Annotated in this window: 13 protein-coding genes and 1 other RNA gene; 6 read left to right on the forward strand and 8 right to left on the reverse strand. The window is 42.8% G+C overall.

Annotated elements, in window-relative coordinates; translation table 11 throughout:
- Window positions 1–150: 150 nt before the first annotated feature.
- Window positions 151–456, reverse strand: coding sequence for a hypothetical protein (locus AC4II3_RS03625; RefSeq protein WP_488007256.1), 306 nt, complete (start codon window positions 454–456; stop codon window positions 151–153).
- Between the two features lie 403 nt (window positions 457–859).
- Between AC4II3_RS03625 and AC4II3_RS03630 the strand changes: the two genes are divergently transcribed.
- Window positions 860–1,855, forward strand: a complete 996-nt coding sequence (locus AC4II3_RS03630) for a tyrosine-type recombinase/integrase (RefSeq protein WP_488007254.1) — start codon at window positions 860–862, stop codon at window positions 1,853–1,855.
- A gap of 27 nt (window positions 1,856–1,882) precedes the next feature.
- On the opposite strand, the gene AC4II3_RS03635 is transcribed toward AC4II3_RS03630, so the two are convergent.
- The 4 genes from AC4II3_RS03635 to AC4II3_RS03650 form a co-directional block, all read right to left on the reverse strand.
- A complete protein-coding gene (locus tag AC4II3_RS03635) occupies window positions 1,883–2,992 on the reverse strand; it encodes a Gfo/Idh/MocA family protein (protein WP_488007252.1) in 1,110 nt (369 codons plus the stop codon).
- A complete protein-coding gene (rnc, locus tag AC4II3_RS03640) occupies window positions 2,989–3,702 on the reverse strand; it encodes a ribonuclease III (protein ID WP_488007250.1) in 714 nt (237 codons plus the stop codon). Before rnc ends, AC4II3_RS03635 begins: the two co-directional genes overlap by 4 nt.
- A gap of 89 nt (window positions 3,703–3,791) precedes the next feature.
- Window positions 3,792–4,234, reverse strand: an RNA gene (rnpB, locus tag AC4II3_RS03645) — RNase P RNA component class A.
- A gap of 161 nt (window positions 4,235–4,395) precedes the next feature.
- Complete coding sequence (locus AC4II3_RS03650) at window positions 4,396–5,727, reverse strand: tetratricopeptide repeat protein (protein ID WP_488007248.1); 1,332 nt, start codon at window positions 5,725–5,727, stop codon at window positions 4,396–4,398.
- 167 nt (window positions 5,728–5,894) lie between these two features.
- Here AC4II3_RS03650 and AC4II3_RS03655 point away from each other — a divergent pair, with 167 nt between their 5' ends.
- The 4 genes from AC4II3_RS03655 to mgtE all read left to right on the forward strand — a co-directional run bounded on the left by AC4II3_RS03655 (window position 5,895) and on the right by mgtE (window position 11,315).
- Window positions 5,895–6,548 (forward strand): hypothetical protein, encoded by a 654-nt coding sequence (locus tag AC4II3_RS03655; RefSeq protein WP_488007246.1) that lies wholly within the window; start codon window positions 5,895–5,897, stop codon window positions 6,546–6,548.
- Between the two features lie 65 nt (window positions 6,549–6,613).
- Window positions 6,614–8,557 carry a hypothetical protein gene (locus tag AC4II3_RS03660; RefSeq protein ID WP_488007244.1) on the forward strand — a complete coding sequence of 648 codons (1,944 nt, stop codon included), beginning with the start codon at window positions 6,614–6,616 and terminating at the stop codon, window positions 8,555–8,557.
- A 256-nt stretch (window positions 8,558–8,813) separates the two neighbouring features.
- Window positions 8,814–9,092, forward strand: coding sequence for a hypothetical protein (locus AC4II3_RS03665; RefSeq protein ID WP_488007242.1), 279 nt, complete (start codon window positions 8,814–8,816; stop codon window positions 9,090–9,092).
- A gap of 831 nt (window positions 9,093–9,923) precedes the next feature.
- A complete protein-coding gene (mgtE, locus tag AC4II3_RS03670; protein WP_488007240.1) occupies window positions 9,924–11,315 on the forward strand; it encodes a magnesium transporter in 1,392 nt (463 codons plus the stop codon).
- Window positions 11,316–11,772: 457 nt separating this feature from the next.
- Here the strand turns inward: mgtE and AC4II3_RS03675 are convergent, their stop codons facing one another.
- Complete coding sequence (locus AC4II3_RS03675) at window positions 11,773–13,164, reverse strand: AtzE family amidohydrolase (RefSeq protein ID WP_488012178.1); 1,392 nt, start codon at window positions 13,162–13,164, stop codon at window positions 11,773–11,775.
- Window positions 13,165–13,247: 83 nt separating this feature from the next.
- Complete coding sequence (locus tag AC4II3_RS03680; RefSeq protein ID WP_488012180.1) at window positions 13,248–13,436, reverse strand: DUF4089 domain-containing protein; 189 nt, start codon at window positions 13,434–13,436, stop codon at window positions 13,248–13,250.
- A gap of 189 nt (window positions 13,437–13,625) precedes the next feature.
- Here AC4II3_RS03680 and AC4II3_RS03685 point away from each other — a divergent pair, with 189 nt between their 5' ends.
- Window positions 13,626–14,492, forward strand: coding sequence for a DUF4351 domain-containing protein (locus AC4II3_RS03685; protein WP_488012182.1), 867 nt, complete (start codon window positions 13,626–13,628; stop codon window positions 14,490–14,492).
- A 53-nt stretch (window positions 14,493–14,545) separates the two neighbouring features.
- On the opposite strand, the gene AC4II3_RS03690 is transcribed toward AC4II3_RS03685, so the two are convergent.
- Window positions 14,546–17,458, reverse strand: coding sequence for an nSTAND1 domain-containing NTPase (locus AC4II3_RS03690; RefSeq protein WP_488012184.1), 2,913 nt, complete (start codon window positions 17,456–17,458; stop codon window positions 14,546–14,548).
- Between the last annotated feature and the right edge of the window lie 72 nt (window positions 17,459–17,530).

The raw sequence follows: 17,530 nt of genomic DNA on the forward strand, positions 1-17,530 counted from the left end.
CCCCTTGACTACCCTTAGCTCCAGCATGAAGCGCTATACCCCCTTGACTATTCATGGTAGAAATTCATGCTCTAGGGGAGTTTGAGGTAACTGGAGAATACCAGCTTCACTAAAGATTGACCGCCACGGAAAAGCTAGCAACCAGATCGCTTAATTTTCATCATCAAGTTCATCACAATCGGCTAAGAACCTCTGATAATAACGTTGTGTACTTTTTAATGCCTCTCTCTTCCTTAAAAGTTCTCGATAGGCTTGCTCTGTTCCACAAATGATAGGGTGGCTGCCTCCTTCAGATTCAAGCCATGTATCCACACCAATCTGTATCCACCCTTCGTTAGAAAGTTCTTCAGACCATTTTGTACACCATTCTTGCAAATTCTCCTGGTAGCTTGCGGCATCTTCTGGAAAGAGCTTTTCATCCTCTATGATGTCAATGAGTCTTTCAGGTTTTGACATAACCATCTCACAAGCTTTGAGTCTGTCAGATGTCCTAGTGTCCTCTGACCGAGCAATCGACATGATGATTTCGATGCATTCATTACTGTATCGCGCACTTTGCAAGAGGGCTTCTTTGTAAGTATCAAGAATCTCTTGGTGTGTCTGCTTCAGAGATTCTTCAGCCTCTGTAAGAGCTTCTCTAAACTCAGGATTGTTGAGCCAACGACCGATGGTGACATGGCTGACACCTACTAACTTACCTGTCGCTCTTTTGCCAGAGCCTTTGGCAAGTGCACTGAGTATAGGGTTCGCTCAAACGTCTTTATGATCAAGTGATAGTGAAGTGCCTTGTTGGAGGATTATCGGTATTAAATAGGCTATAATAGTATTAAATGCTTAACAACTTCACGTTAATGGCACCGTGAATACTCATACCCCAAACCAAATCACCCATCAACCTGACCACCTGACCATTACTACAGCAAACCTACTAGAAGCTTTTGCTGATTTCCTCGATATCGATGTGGCAGCAGGAGATGCTGCGGCTGATACTGTTAATACCTACCGCCGCCAGGTTCAGCAGTTTGTGAACTGGTGCGATCGCATAAATCTTCATCCAGCCGCAGTTACTAAAGAGGACATTAAGCGTTACCGCCGCTGGATGGTAGACACTAAAAAATTTAAGCCAGCAACGGTATCACTAAAGTTGTCAGTTGTCAAGCGTTTTTATCAAGCTGCTGTGGAAAAAGGACTGATTACGATCAATCCAGCCCTTGGGGTGAAACCGCCACGGGAAAAGCTGGACCCGGCGGCAAGGATTACCTATTTGGAAAAGCCTGAAGTTGAGAAGTTGTTAGCAGCTGTAGCCAATGATGGTAGCCTTAAGGCAAAGCGGGATAAACTTCTGCTGGCAATCATGATATTGGAAGGTCCCCGTAGCATTGAGTTACATCGGGCAAATGTCTCTGATGTAGTTAAGCAGGGGGGTAATCTGGGAATTCGGGTCGAAGGGAAGCGTAATATTAGAATAGTTCCATTAACACCAGATCTTGCTGAGTTGCTAATGGCTTATCTCGAAGCAAGGTCAGAAAATGGGGAAGTGGTCAAACCATCGAGTCCTTTATTTATAGCTGTTGGAAATAGGGCGGGTGGCAAGCGGATTTCCCGGCGGGGGATTCGGTTAGTTGTGGATAGCTATCTAGAGCAAACTAACCTTAAGCAAACACCAGGAAGAACTATATCAGCTCATAGTTTGAGACATACCGCAGGTACGTTAGCTCTTCGTTCTGGTGCTGAGTTACGGCAAGTACAAGATTTGTTGGGACATGCTGATCCCAGAACAACTTGTATTTACGCCCATGTAGCGGATCGCTGGGAAAATAATCCAGCATTGAAGCTGGGCATTAACCTATCGTGATCATCTACAGGCAGAATGAATAGCTAATTATTTCGGCAACTGGGGAACAGTGACTGGCACTCCTCCTTGGTGAAGGGATTGGCTTAAACAACTGAGAATGTGTACCAATTGAGCACCAACCCAGCCAGATGATATTGATGAAGGTTGGGACAAGCGGACACTATTAAGAAAGCGATCGCATACTGAATAAAGTGGTTCAAATGATTCGAGATCAAGAACTTCACGATGCTGACCACCAGGTATAAAGTACTCCCCGTTCTGTTCAAAATAACCATGTTGGATAGTTAGGGGTGCTTGGGCAACCATTTCATCAAAAATCAAGGTTCCCTGTGTTCCTACAATCCCAAGCCGCCGCTGTTTATCTGGATTGAGCCAGCACAGATGAATAAATGCTTGGAAGCCAGTGGGATAGGTAAGTGTGACCTGAACTAAGTCAGCTAATCCTTGAGGAGTTGAAGGTTGTTCGCGTAGCGTGGCCTTTTGGCCAAGGTTATTTGTTGTAACCGGCAAGTTGCTAACTTGAAACTCTTTTTGAAACTGTAGCCACACCTTACCAGTAGCTTGGACTTGAACAGGTAGCTGTCCTAAGCAATAGTTAAAAATAGCAATGTCGTGAATGGCTAAATCCCAGAGAGAATCGACATCTTGACGTACTGGTCCTAAGTTAGTACGGGCAGCGTATCCATAGCGTAAGTCTCCTAAGCATTCCGAGTTCACAACCTCTTGAGCCCGCTTGACCGCTGGGTGAAATAGATAGGTATGGTCAACCATAAGCTGTAGCTGCTTTTCTTGAGCCAGGTGGCACAATTCTAGACACTCAGCCACATCAAGGGTTAAGGGTTTTTCTGCTAAGACGTGTTTCCCCTGCTGTAGAGCATCCTTAATTAGGGTGTAATGGGTAACTGCTGGAGTAGCAATTACTACTGCCTCAATTGTTGGTAGATCCCGTATCGATTCCCAATCTGTTGCTAAACGTACCTCAGGAGCGAGGTTATATTTATCTTTAATTGCTGCCAAGGTTTCTGGGTATGGATCAACCACTGCCACTAAGCAAGCATCAGGGTGTGTCAAGAAATTCCTGATCAAGTGTTTCCCCCAGCGACCTGCTCCCAATATCGCTACTCCGGTTTGTTTCATGTTTCGCCTCTCAATTCCAGAAATGCTTGTTTGGCTGCTGCTTGTTCCGCAGCTTTTTTCGATCTTCCTGTACCTTCACCTAATTGTCGATTTTGTAGCCAAACTTGGGCAGTGAAGCGGTTGTTTGCCCCATGCACTTGTAGGTTTTCGGTCAGATGATACTTTGGGAGCAGTTTGTAGTGAGCTTGAGTCCATTCCTGAAGAGCATCTTTGTAGTTTTGGCGGGCGGGGTCTTGACGAATTTCAGTAGTTAGTTTTTGTAAGTGAGGGTCTAGCCAAGGACGGACTAATTCTAGGGTATGGGTACTTAAATATAATGCTCCCAATACTGCTTCAAAGGCATCAGCTAACCGGGATGTTTCCCCAGCTTTGTCCCCAGCGGCACTATTGGAAACCAGTAAATAACGCTCTAGCCCATAGCTGCGAGCGAGTTGAGACAGAATGCGATCGCTTACCAGTACAGAACGAATGGCAGCAAACTCACCAACGGAAGAGTTGGGATAATTTTCCCATAGCCATTCTGAGCTAGCTAAACGTATGACAGCATCACCAACAAACTCCAACTGCTCATAGTTGTGTTCTGCTGAGATACTACAATGAGTCAGTGCTAAATCTAGCAACGACCAATTCACAGCTGTAGTTTTAGATAGTCCTAACTTTTGAACTAACTTCTCTAGTTGTTTCTGACGACGGGGATCTTTGATGGTCATGGGTGTCTGTTGTCGTGAGTCGGAAAGTCCTTTGTGACTAACCAGAGTCTGCTGGGAGTACTCATTACTAACGACTAATAGCTAAATTGAGAGAAAGTCGGACATAAGCCGGGTTCTGTTCTCCCTAGCAACCATCAAGAAGCTACTAAAGAGGGTGGTTATCTATCTAGGACGGCTGTTACCAGACGCCTCATGCGGTTCTCCATATCCGGAACTGGTAAAAGACCAACCGTAGTTCCTCTCGACCTTGCTCCCAACCGGGGTTTACCGAGCCAGCACCTCTCGATGCTGCTGGTGCGCTCTTACCACACCTTTGCACCCTTACCTGTGAAAGAATTAGGAAAAAGGCAGGAAGAATAGATTCATCCTGGAGCCTTCTACCTTTATCCTTCCCATCGGCGGTATGTTTCTGTGGCACTATCCTCACGGTCACCCGCACTGGGCGTTACCCAGCAAGTTTGGTCTTTCGGGAGCCCGGACTTTCCTCAGACTCGCAGAAAAATGCGAATCCGCAACCACCTGCGCCTACTTTCTCTCTACTCTAGTTTAGACGCGATTAGCAGTTGGTTGTTAGGTGCTGGAATTGGGTGTAGCTTACCCATAGCCCATCAGCACCTCAAGTAGCACCATCTATAGCGCATTAGCTTAATGCTTACTGGAATTATGCCATCAGGTTTGGCAATGGGATAATATTCAGTCTTCGAGTAATAGTTTTTCTAAGGCTGCTAAACCTGCTTGAGGAATAGCGAGAAAATGACTCTGGTCTCCATAGAGGGATGTTAAGTGAGTAATCCCGTGACAATAATGTTCTCTAGCTTGATGGTACTGTCCTTGTTTGGCATAAAGATGTCCCAATCCGGTATGGAGGTAGGCCAGTAATGGATGTTGAGTCAAAATTGCTCCAAAGTCTCTGAGAGTATGTAGATAGATATCTTCTGCTTCAGCAAAGCGTGTTTGTTCTGATCGCACATTACCCAGGGTCATTAAACTGTTTGCCAAATCCTTGACTTTTCGAGATTTATGGTAGATGCTGATCGCTTCTACAATTCGTTGTTCAGCACACCTCAAGTTTCTGCTCTCCAGTTCAACACAAGCAAGATTATGGAGGGTATCTGCTAGGCGAAATTTTGAAGCTGTGGTCTTGTCACAGTGAGCTTTTCGCCAGTTAAGGGAGTTTTCAAATGCTTTCTTCGCCTGGTTATGATGTTGGTGCTGATAATAATAAACCCCAAGGTAATGGTAATAATTGGCATAACTATGGTCAGGGGATTGTCTGAATAACATTTGCTCGAATTGCTGTAAAAATGTTTCGACTTTGGTCTGATTTTGTGTCGAAAAATAGAAGCGAAGCAAATTCTCTATAATAAAGATTTGATCTTGTCGGTCTAATCTTGAATCACCCTTGGTCAGGGGTTCTAAATCTGGAATTAACTCTTCTATTTCTTCCAGGCGATCGGGGGTATACTCGCAAAGATTGTCGGGAAGTAATCGTGCCCATCTGACCACCGGATTCATGACCGGTGCGGCTTGAGACTGGGAAGGGGAGCGATTTTTCTGACGGGACAGATCCCATTGTCCTCCTTCTCCAAACAGCCAATCAAAGTTTCTAGACTGGTGATCGACAATGATCGCACCATATCGTAACCGCAGCAAAAAGTGGCGGATGGTGCTATTGGTCTTCTGTTCCCGCTGATCTTCAATCAAATGGTATTCCAACAGACAGCTATGAGCATTTTTTAGGGCTTGTAGTTGTTCCTTTTCTGATTTTTGGAGAAATTCAGTGAATACATTAGAATCTTCCGTTAATAAAGGTTGAGGCGATCGCCCATAGGCTTCCACTAAAGCCAGCAATACTGTCCTGTCGCCCTTAACTCGCAAGACAGGATTCCTGTCGGAGGTGACCTCAGGTTGAATCGTTAGCTGTCTACCACCGTTAAACCAAGTATCGTCATCAGCATAGGTCAAAATCGCTCCTACCAATAGCTGTGCCACAGGTTTGCCTTGGGTAAAATTTGGTCTTGGCAAAATTTTTCCCTCCCATCCCCAGCTTCTACCAGTATTACTTACCTTATAAGCCTTGTCTAGTCTGAGTTTCAGGGATTTTTATGCCTGGTTTGCTGGGGATGTATTAATTGGGAATAATATCACCAAAGCTAATTTTATGGCGTTGCTGAATCAAGGAAGACAGATTAATGAATCATCATCACGATTGGATCAATCAACTCATCGATAATTCTGCTATCGATCCAGGACATTGTGATGTAACTTCCTCTGATCCAACCATTTCTGCTTTCGATATAAACGATATACATTCCGTCGATCAGACTTTGAACTCCCAGCATCTGGAGATTCCTGGGGTTGAGAATTCCTTCTCGGTGGATAGCCAAGCTGGACTCCACTACTCCGGTGGTGTGGAGGACTCCCTTTCCACGTTTTCACACCATCCTCCCGACTCGATGCATACTTTACAGAACTTACAGGAATCCCACCCATGGCACAATTATCCGGGGATAATGCAAAGTCCTTCTACCATGCATTCAAGCAATAGTGTTTATACAACTATTAGTGATCATGGAAAAGTATATAAACATACTTCAGATCATCCACATCACAGTAACTATGCAGGATATATACAAGACCGTTCTATTTACAATCCCAGTGGTGCTTATCAAGGTTATGGGGGTACGGATGGCAAGATTTATGACCATCATAATCATTGTATTGGTTGGGTAGATGGCTGTGGGGATGTCTACAATACCGCAGGAGTTCAGGTTTACCACACTACCAAAGGAGTTGTAGGTGGTGCTGCTTATGTGCTTTTGGTTTATCACGGTGGCATTTCGTAAATTAACCTTCGTAAATTTCCTTAACTAGTTTGACGATCAACATTTGAATTAATACAGGGATAAACATGGTTTGGAATTCGATTGGACAATTTTTCTTAACAGCAGGTGCCACGTTTTTAGGAACAATGTATATTGGTCATCAACACAGGAAAAATACGAAGGAAATTATTAAGTCTAATACTGCTTTAGCTAAAAGACGTGATAATCTGCAATTTGCTCAGTTAAAACTTCAATATATTCAAGATAAAGAAAGACAACACTTTCAAGCGGAACAATCTAGATTAGCTTATGAAAGGTCAATGGATCTGGGTAAATTAAATCATGAGCGTCAACTAGAATTACAACAGTATATTGAAGAGGTACAAATTAAAATTAATGATAAAACCATTAATTTTCAACGGTGGCGCTTTGAACAAGAAAAAGAACTACAATTGGAAATTTTAAAACGTAATCAAAATTTTCAGCGAGAGTTAACGTTATTTCAAAGACAAACATCCTTAAAGACTCTCGAAGAACAAAAACGCTTAGAACATTCCCCAATCTGGGTGGTTGCCAGTGATATTCTTAACTCCAGTGTTGGGGAAATCATGCCTTTACATATCTTTTTATCACCACCTAAACTTCATTATGAACGTTTGGCGAATGCGGTGAATACCAATAAAGGTTTTCCTGATATTGAATTAACCTTAGCGCAAGGACTTAGAGAATTTTTCAAAGAGTATGGTGGCTTTGATAATCGACCGTTAGATTTTCTTGGTGGAGCTTGGGGCAGTGCTAGTTATCATAGCGAAGCAAGTGTAAAGGCGTTAAGAGGTGTTTTGAAAACCGAGCCAACTGTAATTTTAGAATCTGAAGTTGATGGTGACTATCTCAATTTCCGAATTGCTTATTGGACCTATAATGTTGCCAACTATCGCTATGATTCAGTAATTTCTCGACTACCCTATCGAGAGCTTTTATATGAATCGGCTAAACAACGGGCTCGTGAATGGTTGAAGACTCGACAAAAGCTGATTGATGCTGGAGAAAACCCTGAAGAAGTTGATAAAATGTATGGAGGAGACAATCCACAAAATTTAGCAATTTTACAACGGGAAGAGAAGCTCAGAAAAGCGGGGGTTGATAAACGGGAAGTAGAGCATCACTATATGATTGGTAAGAGGGATGTGGAAGAGCTGAGCAATTTTATGATTATCTATCACTCTGTGTTTTCTGGTTTAATTGCTGATGAATATTTTCTGATTGAGCATCATTTATTTCCAGCTTTACCCCAGTTGCTCCCTAATTTACTAAAACAAATTCCTGAGGGAGAAGCAAGACAAAACTTAATTCAAACCATTGTTAGCTATTATCAGGATATCACCCAATTTTTTGTTGAAATTCGCCCTACCTTAGCCCCTGAATTTATTCTAGATTTAGCTCTAAACTTAAAAGATTTAACCCAGAAAAACTGGGTTGAACAGCAATTAAATGATTCTATCAAAAACTGGTTGAAACTTAGAGGGTTGCCAGTCTCAACTAAACTAAATTCTTTGGTTGATACAGTAAAAGCTAATATTACCGATAACGATTCTAGCTATGCTAGTAAATTAAATCGTCTGCTCAGCTATGCTTATAATGACAGTGTTACTCTGAGAGTAAAAAAAGAAACAAAATTTGGATTTGGATACACCGGTAACTCGAGATTATTCGACTGGGGCGTTGATTTAGTACTCTGTATTGATAGAACATGGTCAATGGGTGACATCATTGAAAGAGTTAAGAATGATGCTGCCACATTTCACGAAAAACTAAAAGCTAGAATGACTGAAAGAGGTCTAAAGATTATTCAGCTCAGAATTAGAGTAATTGTTTTTCGTGACTACTGGGATCATGAACCTGACAAAGTAATGGTAACCTCTAGATTTTTCAATCTTCCTTCTGAAGCATCTGATTTTATCCGTTTTGTATCTGGTATTGATGCTTATGGTGTTCCTGGATATAGAACAAATGGGTTCTTCAGTACCTAGTATGCTAAATTTTAAGTTAAAAAACTCAGAAAGCTTACTCTACAAGCGTTCTGAGGCTATTTAATTAACAAAAATTCCTAAATACTCCCTTTTTCCACTGCTCCCTGCTCCCTGCTCCCTGCTCCCTTCACCAAAGTGTTAATTTAGCATAACAAGTACGGAAGAGCCAAAAAATGCTTTAGAGGCTTTAGCTTTTGCCATATCTTCCCCTTGGGAAAAATCACCACTCTTTGGGAGGTACCGTCATATCATTGTGATGTGGACTGATGGGGGTCCTCATCCTTTGGAGAAAGGTAATAAACCTAGTCACTATCCCACTGACATCCCTAAAACCTATGATGATTTAGTCGATGCATGGGATAACAACATGTCTCTGAACGCCAAACGGCTAATTCTCTTTGCACCTGACATAACTTCTTGGTCTAACATTAGTGATGTTCGGGATAATACTCTTCATTTTACCTCGAAAGCAGGAGAAGGACTAGAAGACTTTGAAATGGATCAGATTTTGGATGGTATCTTGGAAAGTATCTAGCTAATTTACTAAACCTATTTTATAAATTTAGCAAATCAAAAAACTCTCGATTTTTTAAGATAATTAGCAATTATAAAACTTAGTGAGAATTGATATAGAAACAAAATCTGGTAAAAGTGAAGATGCTAATTTATATTTCACCGTAAACGAATATTATGGTAAAAAGCCTACTAGATATGAGAGTCATAGGATAAGTATTTGTGATATGACTTTTAAAATCTTTGTTATGATGTAAAGCGCGAGTGGGGCAACCTCCGTGGGGTCACTCAATCGCTTCTAAGTAAGGCTTATAGAATTTAGATGGGTTTGCCCTGGGACTGGTCGTATCCCGGAGAGAGGGGTAAGAAGGGAAAGAATTGAACCATTTTTGTTAACAAATTAATTGCCCTCGGGCTGGATCACGTACAGGGAAATCTAGCTTGATGGGATCACTATGCAATAACTATTGCGCTGAAAATACTATTGGACTAAGATGCCTCAAGTAGTGCCATTAGTGAATATCGGAATCCAATCAAGGATAGTTAGGTCAGTTACCAATTAAGTAATGGGACAAACGTTTTAGTAACTGTGTTAACTTTGGTTAAGTTAACTCAAACCTAATCAGCAATAAAGATGGTTCGTCTTTTACATTTCTTAATATAATTTCATTTATTTATTGATTTATGAGTAATTACCAAGTACTAATTACCAAGTACTAATTACTAATTACCAATTACCAAGTACTAATTACTAATTACCAATTACCAATTCGTCTTGGAGCAAGTCCAAAACCATCTAGACTTGAGTCAGCACTGACAAACAAGTAAAACCTACTCAAGAGGAGGGTTTGCATTGACTGAAAACCAAATTTCCCTCCAGACAATCTCGCGTAGTGAACTGCGACAGCTGGTGCGTTCTCAACTGCAGATACTGCTGGAGCAAGGTAATCTTCAGGGTGCTAAGCAAGTACTGGTACCAGTACAACCAGTAGACATTGCGGAAGCGATTGAAGGATTACCAGAAGCAATGCAAGTGATTGCCTTCCGTTTATTGTCTAAATCTGAGGCCATTGAGGTGTATGAAAATCTTGACTCCAGTGTCCAACAATCTCTAGTTGAGAAGTTTAAACATCAGGAGGTACTGGATATCGTAGATAAGATGTCGCCAGATGATCGAGCCAAGTTGTTTGATGAGTTACCAGCTAAGGTAGTCCGACGCTTGCAGTCACAGTTAAGTCCCAAGGAGCGCCGAGCGACAGCCCTGCTCTTGGGGTATGAGGAGGGAACAGCAGGGCGAATCATGACCCCTGAATATATTTCCCTCAAGGAAAACTTGACGGTTAGCGAGACCTTGGATCAGATTCGTAGCTTAGCCAAAACCTCGGAAGTCGTATATTACCTCTATATAACTGATAACTCTCGACATTTGACTGGGATTGTTTCCCTGCGGGATTTGGTGATTTCTTCCACCGAGACCACCATGGGTGAAATTATGACTCGTGATGTGGTTTATGTCTATACCTATGCGGGCCAGGAAGAGGTAGCACGGATGATCCAACGCTATGATTTCCTGGCTGTACCAGTGGTTGACCGGGAGCAGCGTCTAGTGGGTATTGTGACTGTGGATGATGTGATTGATATCTTGGAGCAGGAAGCAACAGAAGATATGTACGCGGTTGGTGGTGGTGTCCAATCGGAGGGGGATAATTATTTTCAAACCAATTTATTCACAGTTGCCCGCCGACGGGTAGTTTGGTTATTTGTCTTGTTACTCACTAATACGGTTACCGGTACGATTATAAAGTCCCAAGAGTCTATTTTGCAGCAGGTTGTTGCCCTAGCAGCTTTTATCCCTTTACTCACTGGCACTGGTGGTAATGTGGGCGCTCAGTCTTCTACGGTGGTGATTCGCGGCTTGAATACTGATGAAATTCGTGACTTAGGCCCCGGTCAAGTGATTTGGCGAGAGGCACTGGCGGGGTTATTACTAGGAGTAATTCTGGGTACGATGGCTACGGGATGGGCTTACTGGTTACAAGGAGATTTTTTAGTAGCCCTATCGGTGGGAGTGAGTCTGATTGCGATCGCACTTTTAGCATCAATTGCCGGTTCAGCCTTACCGTTTCTGTTCCGTCATCTAGGCTTAGACCCAGCTCTGATGTCCGCACCATTCATTACAACAGTTGTTGATGTCTTGGGTGTGCTGATTTATTTCAATATTGCTAAATCAGTCTTAGGGCTTTAGCATCAAAGGCAAAAGGCAACAGGCAACAGGCAACAAAAACCCATAATTTGTACTTAAAATTGTCGCAAATCGCTAAAATTAACTGTATTATTAAATTTATAATTAGGGCGAGCTGAATAAGTCGTAACCCTTGATTTATTAAGGTTTTGAGGACTATTCAAGATTCATAAAGTGGAAGAAATAAGCCGAATCTCTATCAAAAATAATGCACTTATTAGACCTCTTGCAAAAATATTTTTAGTTACAATAGACCTCTTGCAAAAGTATTTTTCTAATAGTGTTCTTGATGCAGTCGCTCATGGGGGAGACCCCCTTTGGCGGCGCTGCATCGCTTTGCGCCAATTCTTGTCCACTGTTCCCTGTTCCCTGTTCCCTGTTCCCGACAACTGCCGCGAAGTCTAATGTGTGATAAGACAACTATTTGCGGTGAAAGAATATTGTCTTAATAATCGATTTGTTAAGACACAACCGGTGCTGAAAGGATGCCTTGTTCCTCAAGCACTGCAGCAACTCTAAGAATCATTGCTTCATGGTAGGGTGCAGCAATAATTTGTACCCCTAAGGGCATTTGACCAGGACGGTGAATTGGTACCGATAAGACCGGTAAGCCAATGAAGGATAAGGGTTGAGTAAATAATCCTAAGTTTGGACGAACCAACACTTCTTCTCCGGCAATGACCATTTTTTCTTGACCCAGTAGGGGAGCAACACACGGTGTAGTGGGAGCAAGGATAATATCGACATCTTGGAAGACTTCCCGAATGCGATCGCGAAACCATTGTCGAAACCGTTGGGCTTGAATATACCAAGTCCCTGGAATTAGGGCACCTGCTAAAAAGCGATCGCGTGTAGCTGGGTCAAAATCATCGGGACGTTTACGCAAATTCTCCAAATGCAGGTTTGATCCTTCATTAGCTGTAATAATATAAGCTGCTGCTCTGGCTCGCTTGGCTTCTGGGATAGTAACCGAGGCAGTTACACCCAAGCTACTAGCCACTTTAGCCACAGCATCCAAGACTTCTGGTTCTGCCCCTTGAGCAAAATAGCCATCAGCAACCCCAATCCGTAACCCGTCAATCCCCTCGTTAAGCTGGGGGACACAAAGTTCTGGGAGACGATTGGTACAAACTGGATCAGTGGGATCTACTCCCTGAAGGATATCAAAGGTAGTAGCAATATCCCGTACAGAACGAGCAAACGGACCGATATGATCCAAACTAGCAGAAAACAAGAAAACCCCTGCCCGAGACAATCGTCCGTAGGTAGGTTTGAAGCCAAAAGTACCACACAAAGCTGCTGGTACCCGGATCGAACCATTGGTATCAGAACCAAGAGTGATTGGTACTAATCCCGCTGCCACTGCTGCTGCCGAGCCACCAGAGGAACCACCAGCAATGCGAGTGAGATCATGGGGGTTATGAGTTGCACCGTAATGGCTATTTTCCGTTACAAAGCCATAGGCGTACTCATCCATATTTAATGCTCCAACTAGGATAGCACCCGCTTGTTTTAGTTTAGTTACAGCAGTAGCATCACGGGAAGCCGGAATATTTTCAGCATTAATTTTTGACCCAGCTAATGTTATTAAGCCAGCGATATCATATAAGTTTTTAACCGCAAAAGGAACTCCTGCCAATGGACCCGGATTTTTGCCTGTGGCAATAGCATGATCAATGTCTTCAGCATCGGATAAAGCTTGGTTAGTGGTAACTGTTGTGAAACAGTTAAGGGATTGGTTACCAACAGTTATTTTTTCGAGACAGTTAGTAATGACTGTTTTGGCGGTGACTTGACCTTCTCGAATCCCAGTGGCAATTCCAATGGCATCAGTTTGGTTCACGGTTAGCATCCTAATTTCAATTATTATGATTATTTAGTCATAGTTATAAACCAATAATCTGGAGAATTACCTAGCCAAAAATTATCAGCATCCTAAGGTTCAAATACAGGAGCAGCTTCGATATCATCAGGTAAGCTAAATTCGGTTACTAAAGATGCGATCGCATAAATTTTATCGAAGTTATTGATAACACCAGGACGGTGTTCGGGCTTAAGATCTAAATCAAGGAGTTGCGCCATTCCTTCGACATAGGTAGAGGTTTCAAGTGTTTGTTTTGTCATTACTAGTTAGTATTTAGTAATTTAGTAGTTAACAGTAATTGTAATCTATAAATAGAATATAATTTAAAAACCTGTCGTTATTACTCAAAACTCAACCCTCAAAAGTCGGCAGTCTCTTCAGAACTATCTTCAAAAAAACAACGTTAAGTTTTTCGTTACCTTAAAGATATAAAGACACCCGATAGGGCTATGACTCAAACGAAAGCCGAACCCATTATCCGATGGGAAAAACTCCCCGAGGAATTTCAATTACCCGATGACCCAGTGGAAAATCTCTATCATCCCTTATTAGCGGCTATCCTCCGAGAGATTCTGGAATTAGCCGGATTTATCAATAATTCAATGCTGATTGCGTCCAACTTTGGACTCTGTGCCAATGTGGACGGTAAAACAGTAGTGAAAGCACCAGACTGGTTTTATGTACCTTCCGTGTTTCCAGTCTTACCAGGGGTGATTCGCCGGAGCTATACCCCTCACACCGAAGGAGAGGTACCAGCAGTGGTGATGGAGTTCTTATCGGATACGGAGCAAGGAGAATATTCGATTAACCCTCGTTACCCCTATGGAAAATGGTACTTTTACGAGCAAATCCTACAAGTACCAATTTATGTGATTTTTGAACCAGCCTCGGGAAGTTTGGAGATGCGATCGCTTAATTCAGGAAGCTATACCCTGCAACAACCTGATGCTAATGGACGCTACTGGATTGAATCCATGGGTTTGTTTCTGGGAGTATGGTACGGGCAAAAATCAGAAATCACCAACTATTGGTTACGGTGGTGGGATAACTCTGGAAATTTATTACCTTGGGGAGAGGAGAAAGTCCAACAAAGTCTACAGCAAGGCTTACAGCAAGGCTTACAGCAAGGCTTAAAGCAAGGAAAACTGGAGCTAATTATGCGTCAGTTGACACGCCAGGTTGGAACAATCGAGCCTACTCTAGAATCAGTCATCAACAACTTATCTGCTGCTGATTTAGATCAACTGAGTGAGGCATTGTTCGATTTTTCCGATGGGTCGGATTTATCCAGTTGGTTAGAGGGACTTAAAGGCTAATCAGATCGTAAGCATTCAGCTAATGCGCGTTCCTGATAGCTGAATGCTTACGATCAGCAACGCCTAAGAATCGGCTCAACTAAATAATCATACATCAGTTGATATTGAGCGTCTGGTTCTTGCTGCCATTTCATCACTAAACCTGACTTGACCAATAGCTCTAGGATAAAATCTAAGTTGTCAGTGGATAACTGTAACTCTGCTCCTAAGTCATGTTTTGTTCGGAATGGCCGAGTGCCATCCTTATCCGTTAACAAACCCAAAATTTTCCAAGCCGCGTTTTGGTTTTCTGAACCACAATCAGAAACAACCCCTTCTAAATAGCGCTCCACTAGCTTTTCTTTTGATCCGTTTTGCCGATAAGCCCCTAAGGTAGTGATTTGCTCAGTTTGCAGTTGCACTCCCACTATCTGTAATTCAATCGGGCTTACTTCTCCCACTGGTTCATTCTTAGCTAGGTCGTTTACCAACTCATCGACTAATGCATCCTCTAGGTAAAATTTAGCTCTAGTGGTTAGATTAGAAATAATCGATTTTGCCTCGTCTGGATAAAAATTACCGACATAATAAAGGATACCTTTATTAAGAATATCATTATTAATGGCATCCAAATCTACCTGACGAGCGCACTTTAATAATAGGTGTAGATAATCCTCCCGTAAACACAGGATGACTTTGAGATAAGGAATATTAAGACAGTCACGGAAAAATTCAAAGAAGCGTTTTTGTTCAGCTGGCTCTCGGCAAGCAAAGAAAAACTCTTCAAATTGGTCAAAAATCAGGATGTTTCTCTGGTTTTGCCGTTGATTTTTTTGCAACTGATCTAGAAGAGTAGCCGGTTCTTCGCTTAGCGTGGCCTTTTGGCCAAGGTTGTTTTTATAACCTTCAACCTTTAAACTTTCAACCTTCAACGGTGAAGAACCTTCACCCTTCGACTCTAAGATACGTTTACCCAGCTCTTTTTCCCAGTCAGTGTAAACCTTCAACCTAATCGGGACTATATCACGGTTACCAATGGGTTGCTGTTTTAGGGCGGGGATTAGCCCAGCTTCTAGTAAAGAACTCTTGCCCACTCCAGCCTGACCATAAATTACAGTTAGTTTGTGCTGGGTACTGGCAATGCGTTGCACTAGCTCTTTTACTTTGTGTTGCCAATCGGAAACAGTCATTGCCTGAGATACGGTAGCGCTACCTTTACTCTTTGTCTGTGCTAACTGATTCTGTGCTAACTGATTCTGTGCTAACTGATTCTGTTGGGAGGATTTGAGTTTACTCGCACCGATAAAAGCAAGTAAACCATGCTGTTGTGCGATCGCAAGCCGTTCTTGTTTTAATCTAAATACTGCTTGATATCGTTTTTGTTGCCAGTAGAGGGTTCCTAGAGTTTCCAGGATTTCCAGGTACAGTTTCGGGTCATCACCAATGCCTAACTCCCTAGCCCGTTCCAGATGGCGAATCGCTTCGGAATGCTGAGCCAAGTGCTGTTGGGCTTGAGCCAGAAGTAACAGATAGCGACCAACGGGAGATTTATTTGTGATCTGTTCTGCATCTTTATCTATCTTAACTATGCCATTGAGGCAAGATAAAGCAGAATTTTCCTGATAGCCAGGGTACTGTTGCTGTTGTTGGGGTTGGATACTTGCGGGATGATAGGACAATTTTTTACTTCCCCCTCTTCCCTCTGTTCCATAGGCCAAGAAATCTTCCCTATCCTGTGCAGCACCCTGTTCTTCTGTGACTTTTGTGATAATTACATTGGCATATAGTGCGTTTGTGTAAGCCTCCTGCCAGCAGGATTTGTGTAGCGCCACTGTTGCTATAAATCCATAATCCTGAGCCAGTTGCACAGGAGCAGAGTAACTTCTGTGTAGCGCTAGAGACTTTGTAGCTAGACTTTCCAAATCCTCCCAGGCTTCCAGAGATTGCAGTATCTCACCGAGTTTATTAATAAACTTAGCCACTAAATCCGGTCGTTGCTCTTGTTCCAACACCACCAGACACTGCTCTAAATACTCTTTAGCCTTGTGCCAATTTTCTCCATAGCTAGGGTCTCCTGGTCTATACTGCTTAGCCTGATCGCAATAGCATAATCCTAGGTGAAACAGGAGAACTGCTTCTCGCTCTCGAGGTGGAGGGGTAATGGGTTTATGGGATATGAAGGTAGGCAGACCAAGTCCAGGGAGAATCTCACCGTTGTTTTCTGGCTTGCTCTGCTGCTTGCGGGGTTCCTGTTGCCAGAATTCTAAACTTTTCTGATAGTGGGTGATAGCAACATCAATCTTGCCCAATCCATAAGCCTCTCGACCCCAGACAAAGTTAAGACTGCCTAGCAACTGTGGTGGCAACTCGTGGTTCCCACTTTCCAAATCCCGTAAGGCAAACTTAATTTCCTGATTATAACCAGCACCTAAGATAGCATCATTGGGGGAAATTTCACTGGCACCTAATTCCAAGACTTTGGTAAATAGAGACTTGGCTTTTTGTTGTAGGTTGCTAATTAGGCTTGAGGTTGGGATTTCAAACATAACCGTTGTTGCCCAACTGTGGAAATCTGGTGTGATGCGAATCAGCTTACACAGCACCTCATCGTTAATCCACAACACTAATGGAAACTGGAAATTTTTGCGAAACTCTTCTCTAACTTGGTTTGTGGCGATTAACAGCTCATCAAGGTCAGTGACTGACTCTAAACCAAACACCATCAAAGCGGCTGGCTGTTCCTCCCCGATTTCCTGTCGGAGGGTGGTGTAGAGTGTACAAGCAGATGGCTCTAGGAATACTTCCCGGATTGGCACAGAGGAAATTTTGTGTAGCCTGCGCACCACTCGCTTACGCCACTTGGCATAATTACAGTGTGCGAACATCAGTAAAAACTGTCCCTCACTAGCAGCTATTGCCCAGGCTAGTTCTTCTACAGTATCCCGGTGGTGATTAGCTACAGGGTCGAGTAGGGGTGATTTAATCATAATTTTAAGGATATTGCTTATGCCAGCAAGCGCTTATGCCAGCAAGTGAGGTAATTATGTTATCAGGGAATT

The sequence above is a fragment of the Moorena sp. genome (assembly GCF_982860115.1).

Bases quoted from the DNA above. Each gene is read 5' to 3' on its own strand.
- AC4II3_RS03625 (WP_488007256.1), bottom strand. From the start codon at position 456: ATGTCAAAACCTGAAAGACTCATTGACATCATAGAGGATGAAAAGCTC.
- AC4II3_RS03635 (WP_488007252.1), bottom strand. From the start codon at position 2,992: ATGAAACAAACCGGAGTAGCGATATTGGGAGCAGGTCGCTGGGGGAAA.
- rnc (WP_488007250.1), bottom strand. From the start codon at position 3,702: ATGACCATCAAAGATCCCCGTCGTCAGAAACAACTAGAGAAGTTAGTT.
- AC4II3_RS03655 (WP_488007246.1), top strand. From the start codon at position 5,895: ATGAATCATCATCACGATTGGATCAATCAACTCATCGATAATTCTGCT.
- AC4II3_RS03660 (WP_488007244.1), top strand. From the start codon at position 6,614: ATGGTTTGGAATTCGATTGGACAATTTTTCTTAACAGCAGGTGCCACG.
- AC4II3_RS03665 (WP_488007242.1), top strand. From the start codon at position 8,814: ATGTGGACTGATGGGGGTCCTCATCCTTTGGAGAAAGGTAATAAACCT.
- AC4II3_RS03675 (WP_488012178.1), bottom strand. From the start codon at position 13,164: ATGCTAACCGTGAACCAAACTGATGCCATTGGAATTGCCACTGGGATT.
- AC4II3_RS03680 (WP_488012180.1), bottom strand. From the start codon at position 13,436: ATGACAAAACAAACACTTGAAACCTCTACCTATGTCGAAGGAATGGCG.
- AC4II3_RS03685 (WP_488012182.1), top strand. From the start codon at position 13,626: ATGACTCAAACGAAAGCCGAACCCATTATCCGATGGGAAAAACTCCCC.
- AC4II3_RS03690 (WP_488012184.1), bottom strand. From the start codon at position 17,458: ATGATTAAATCACCCCTACTCGACCCTGTAGCTAATCACCACCGGGAT.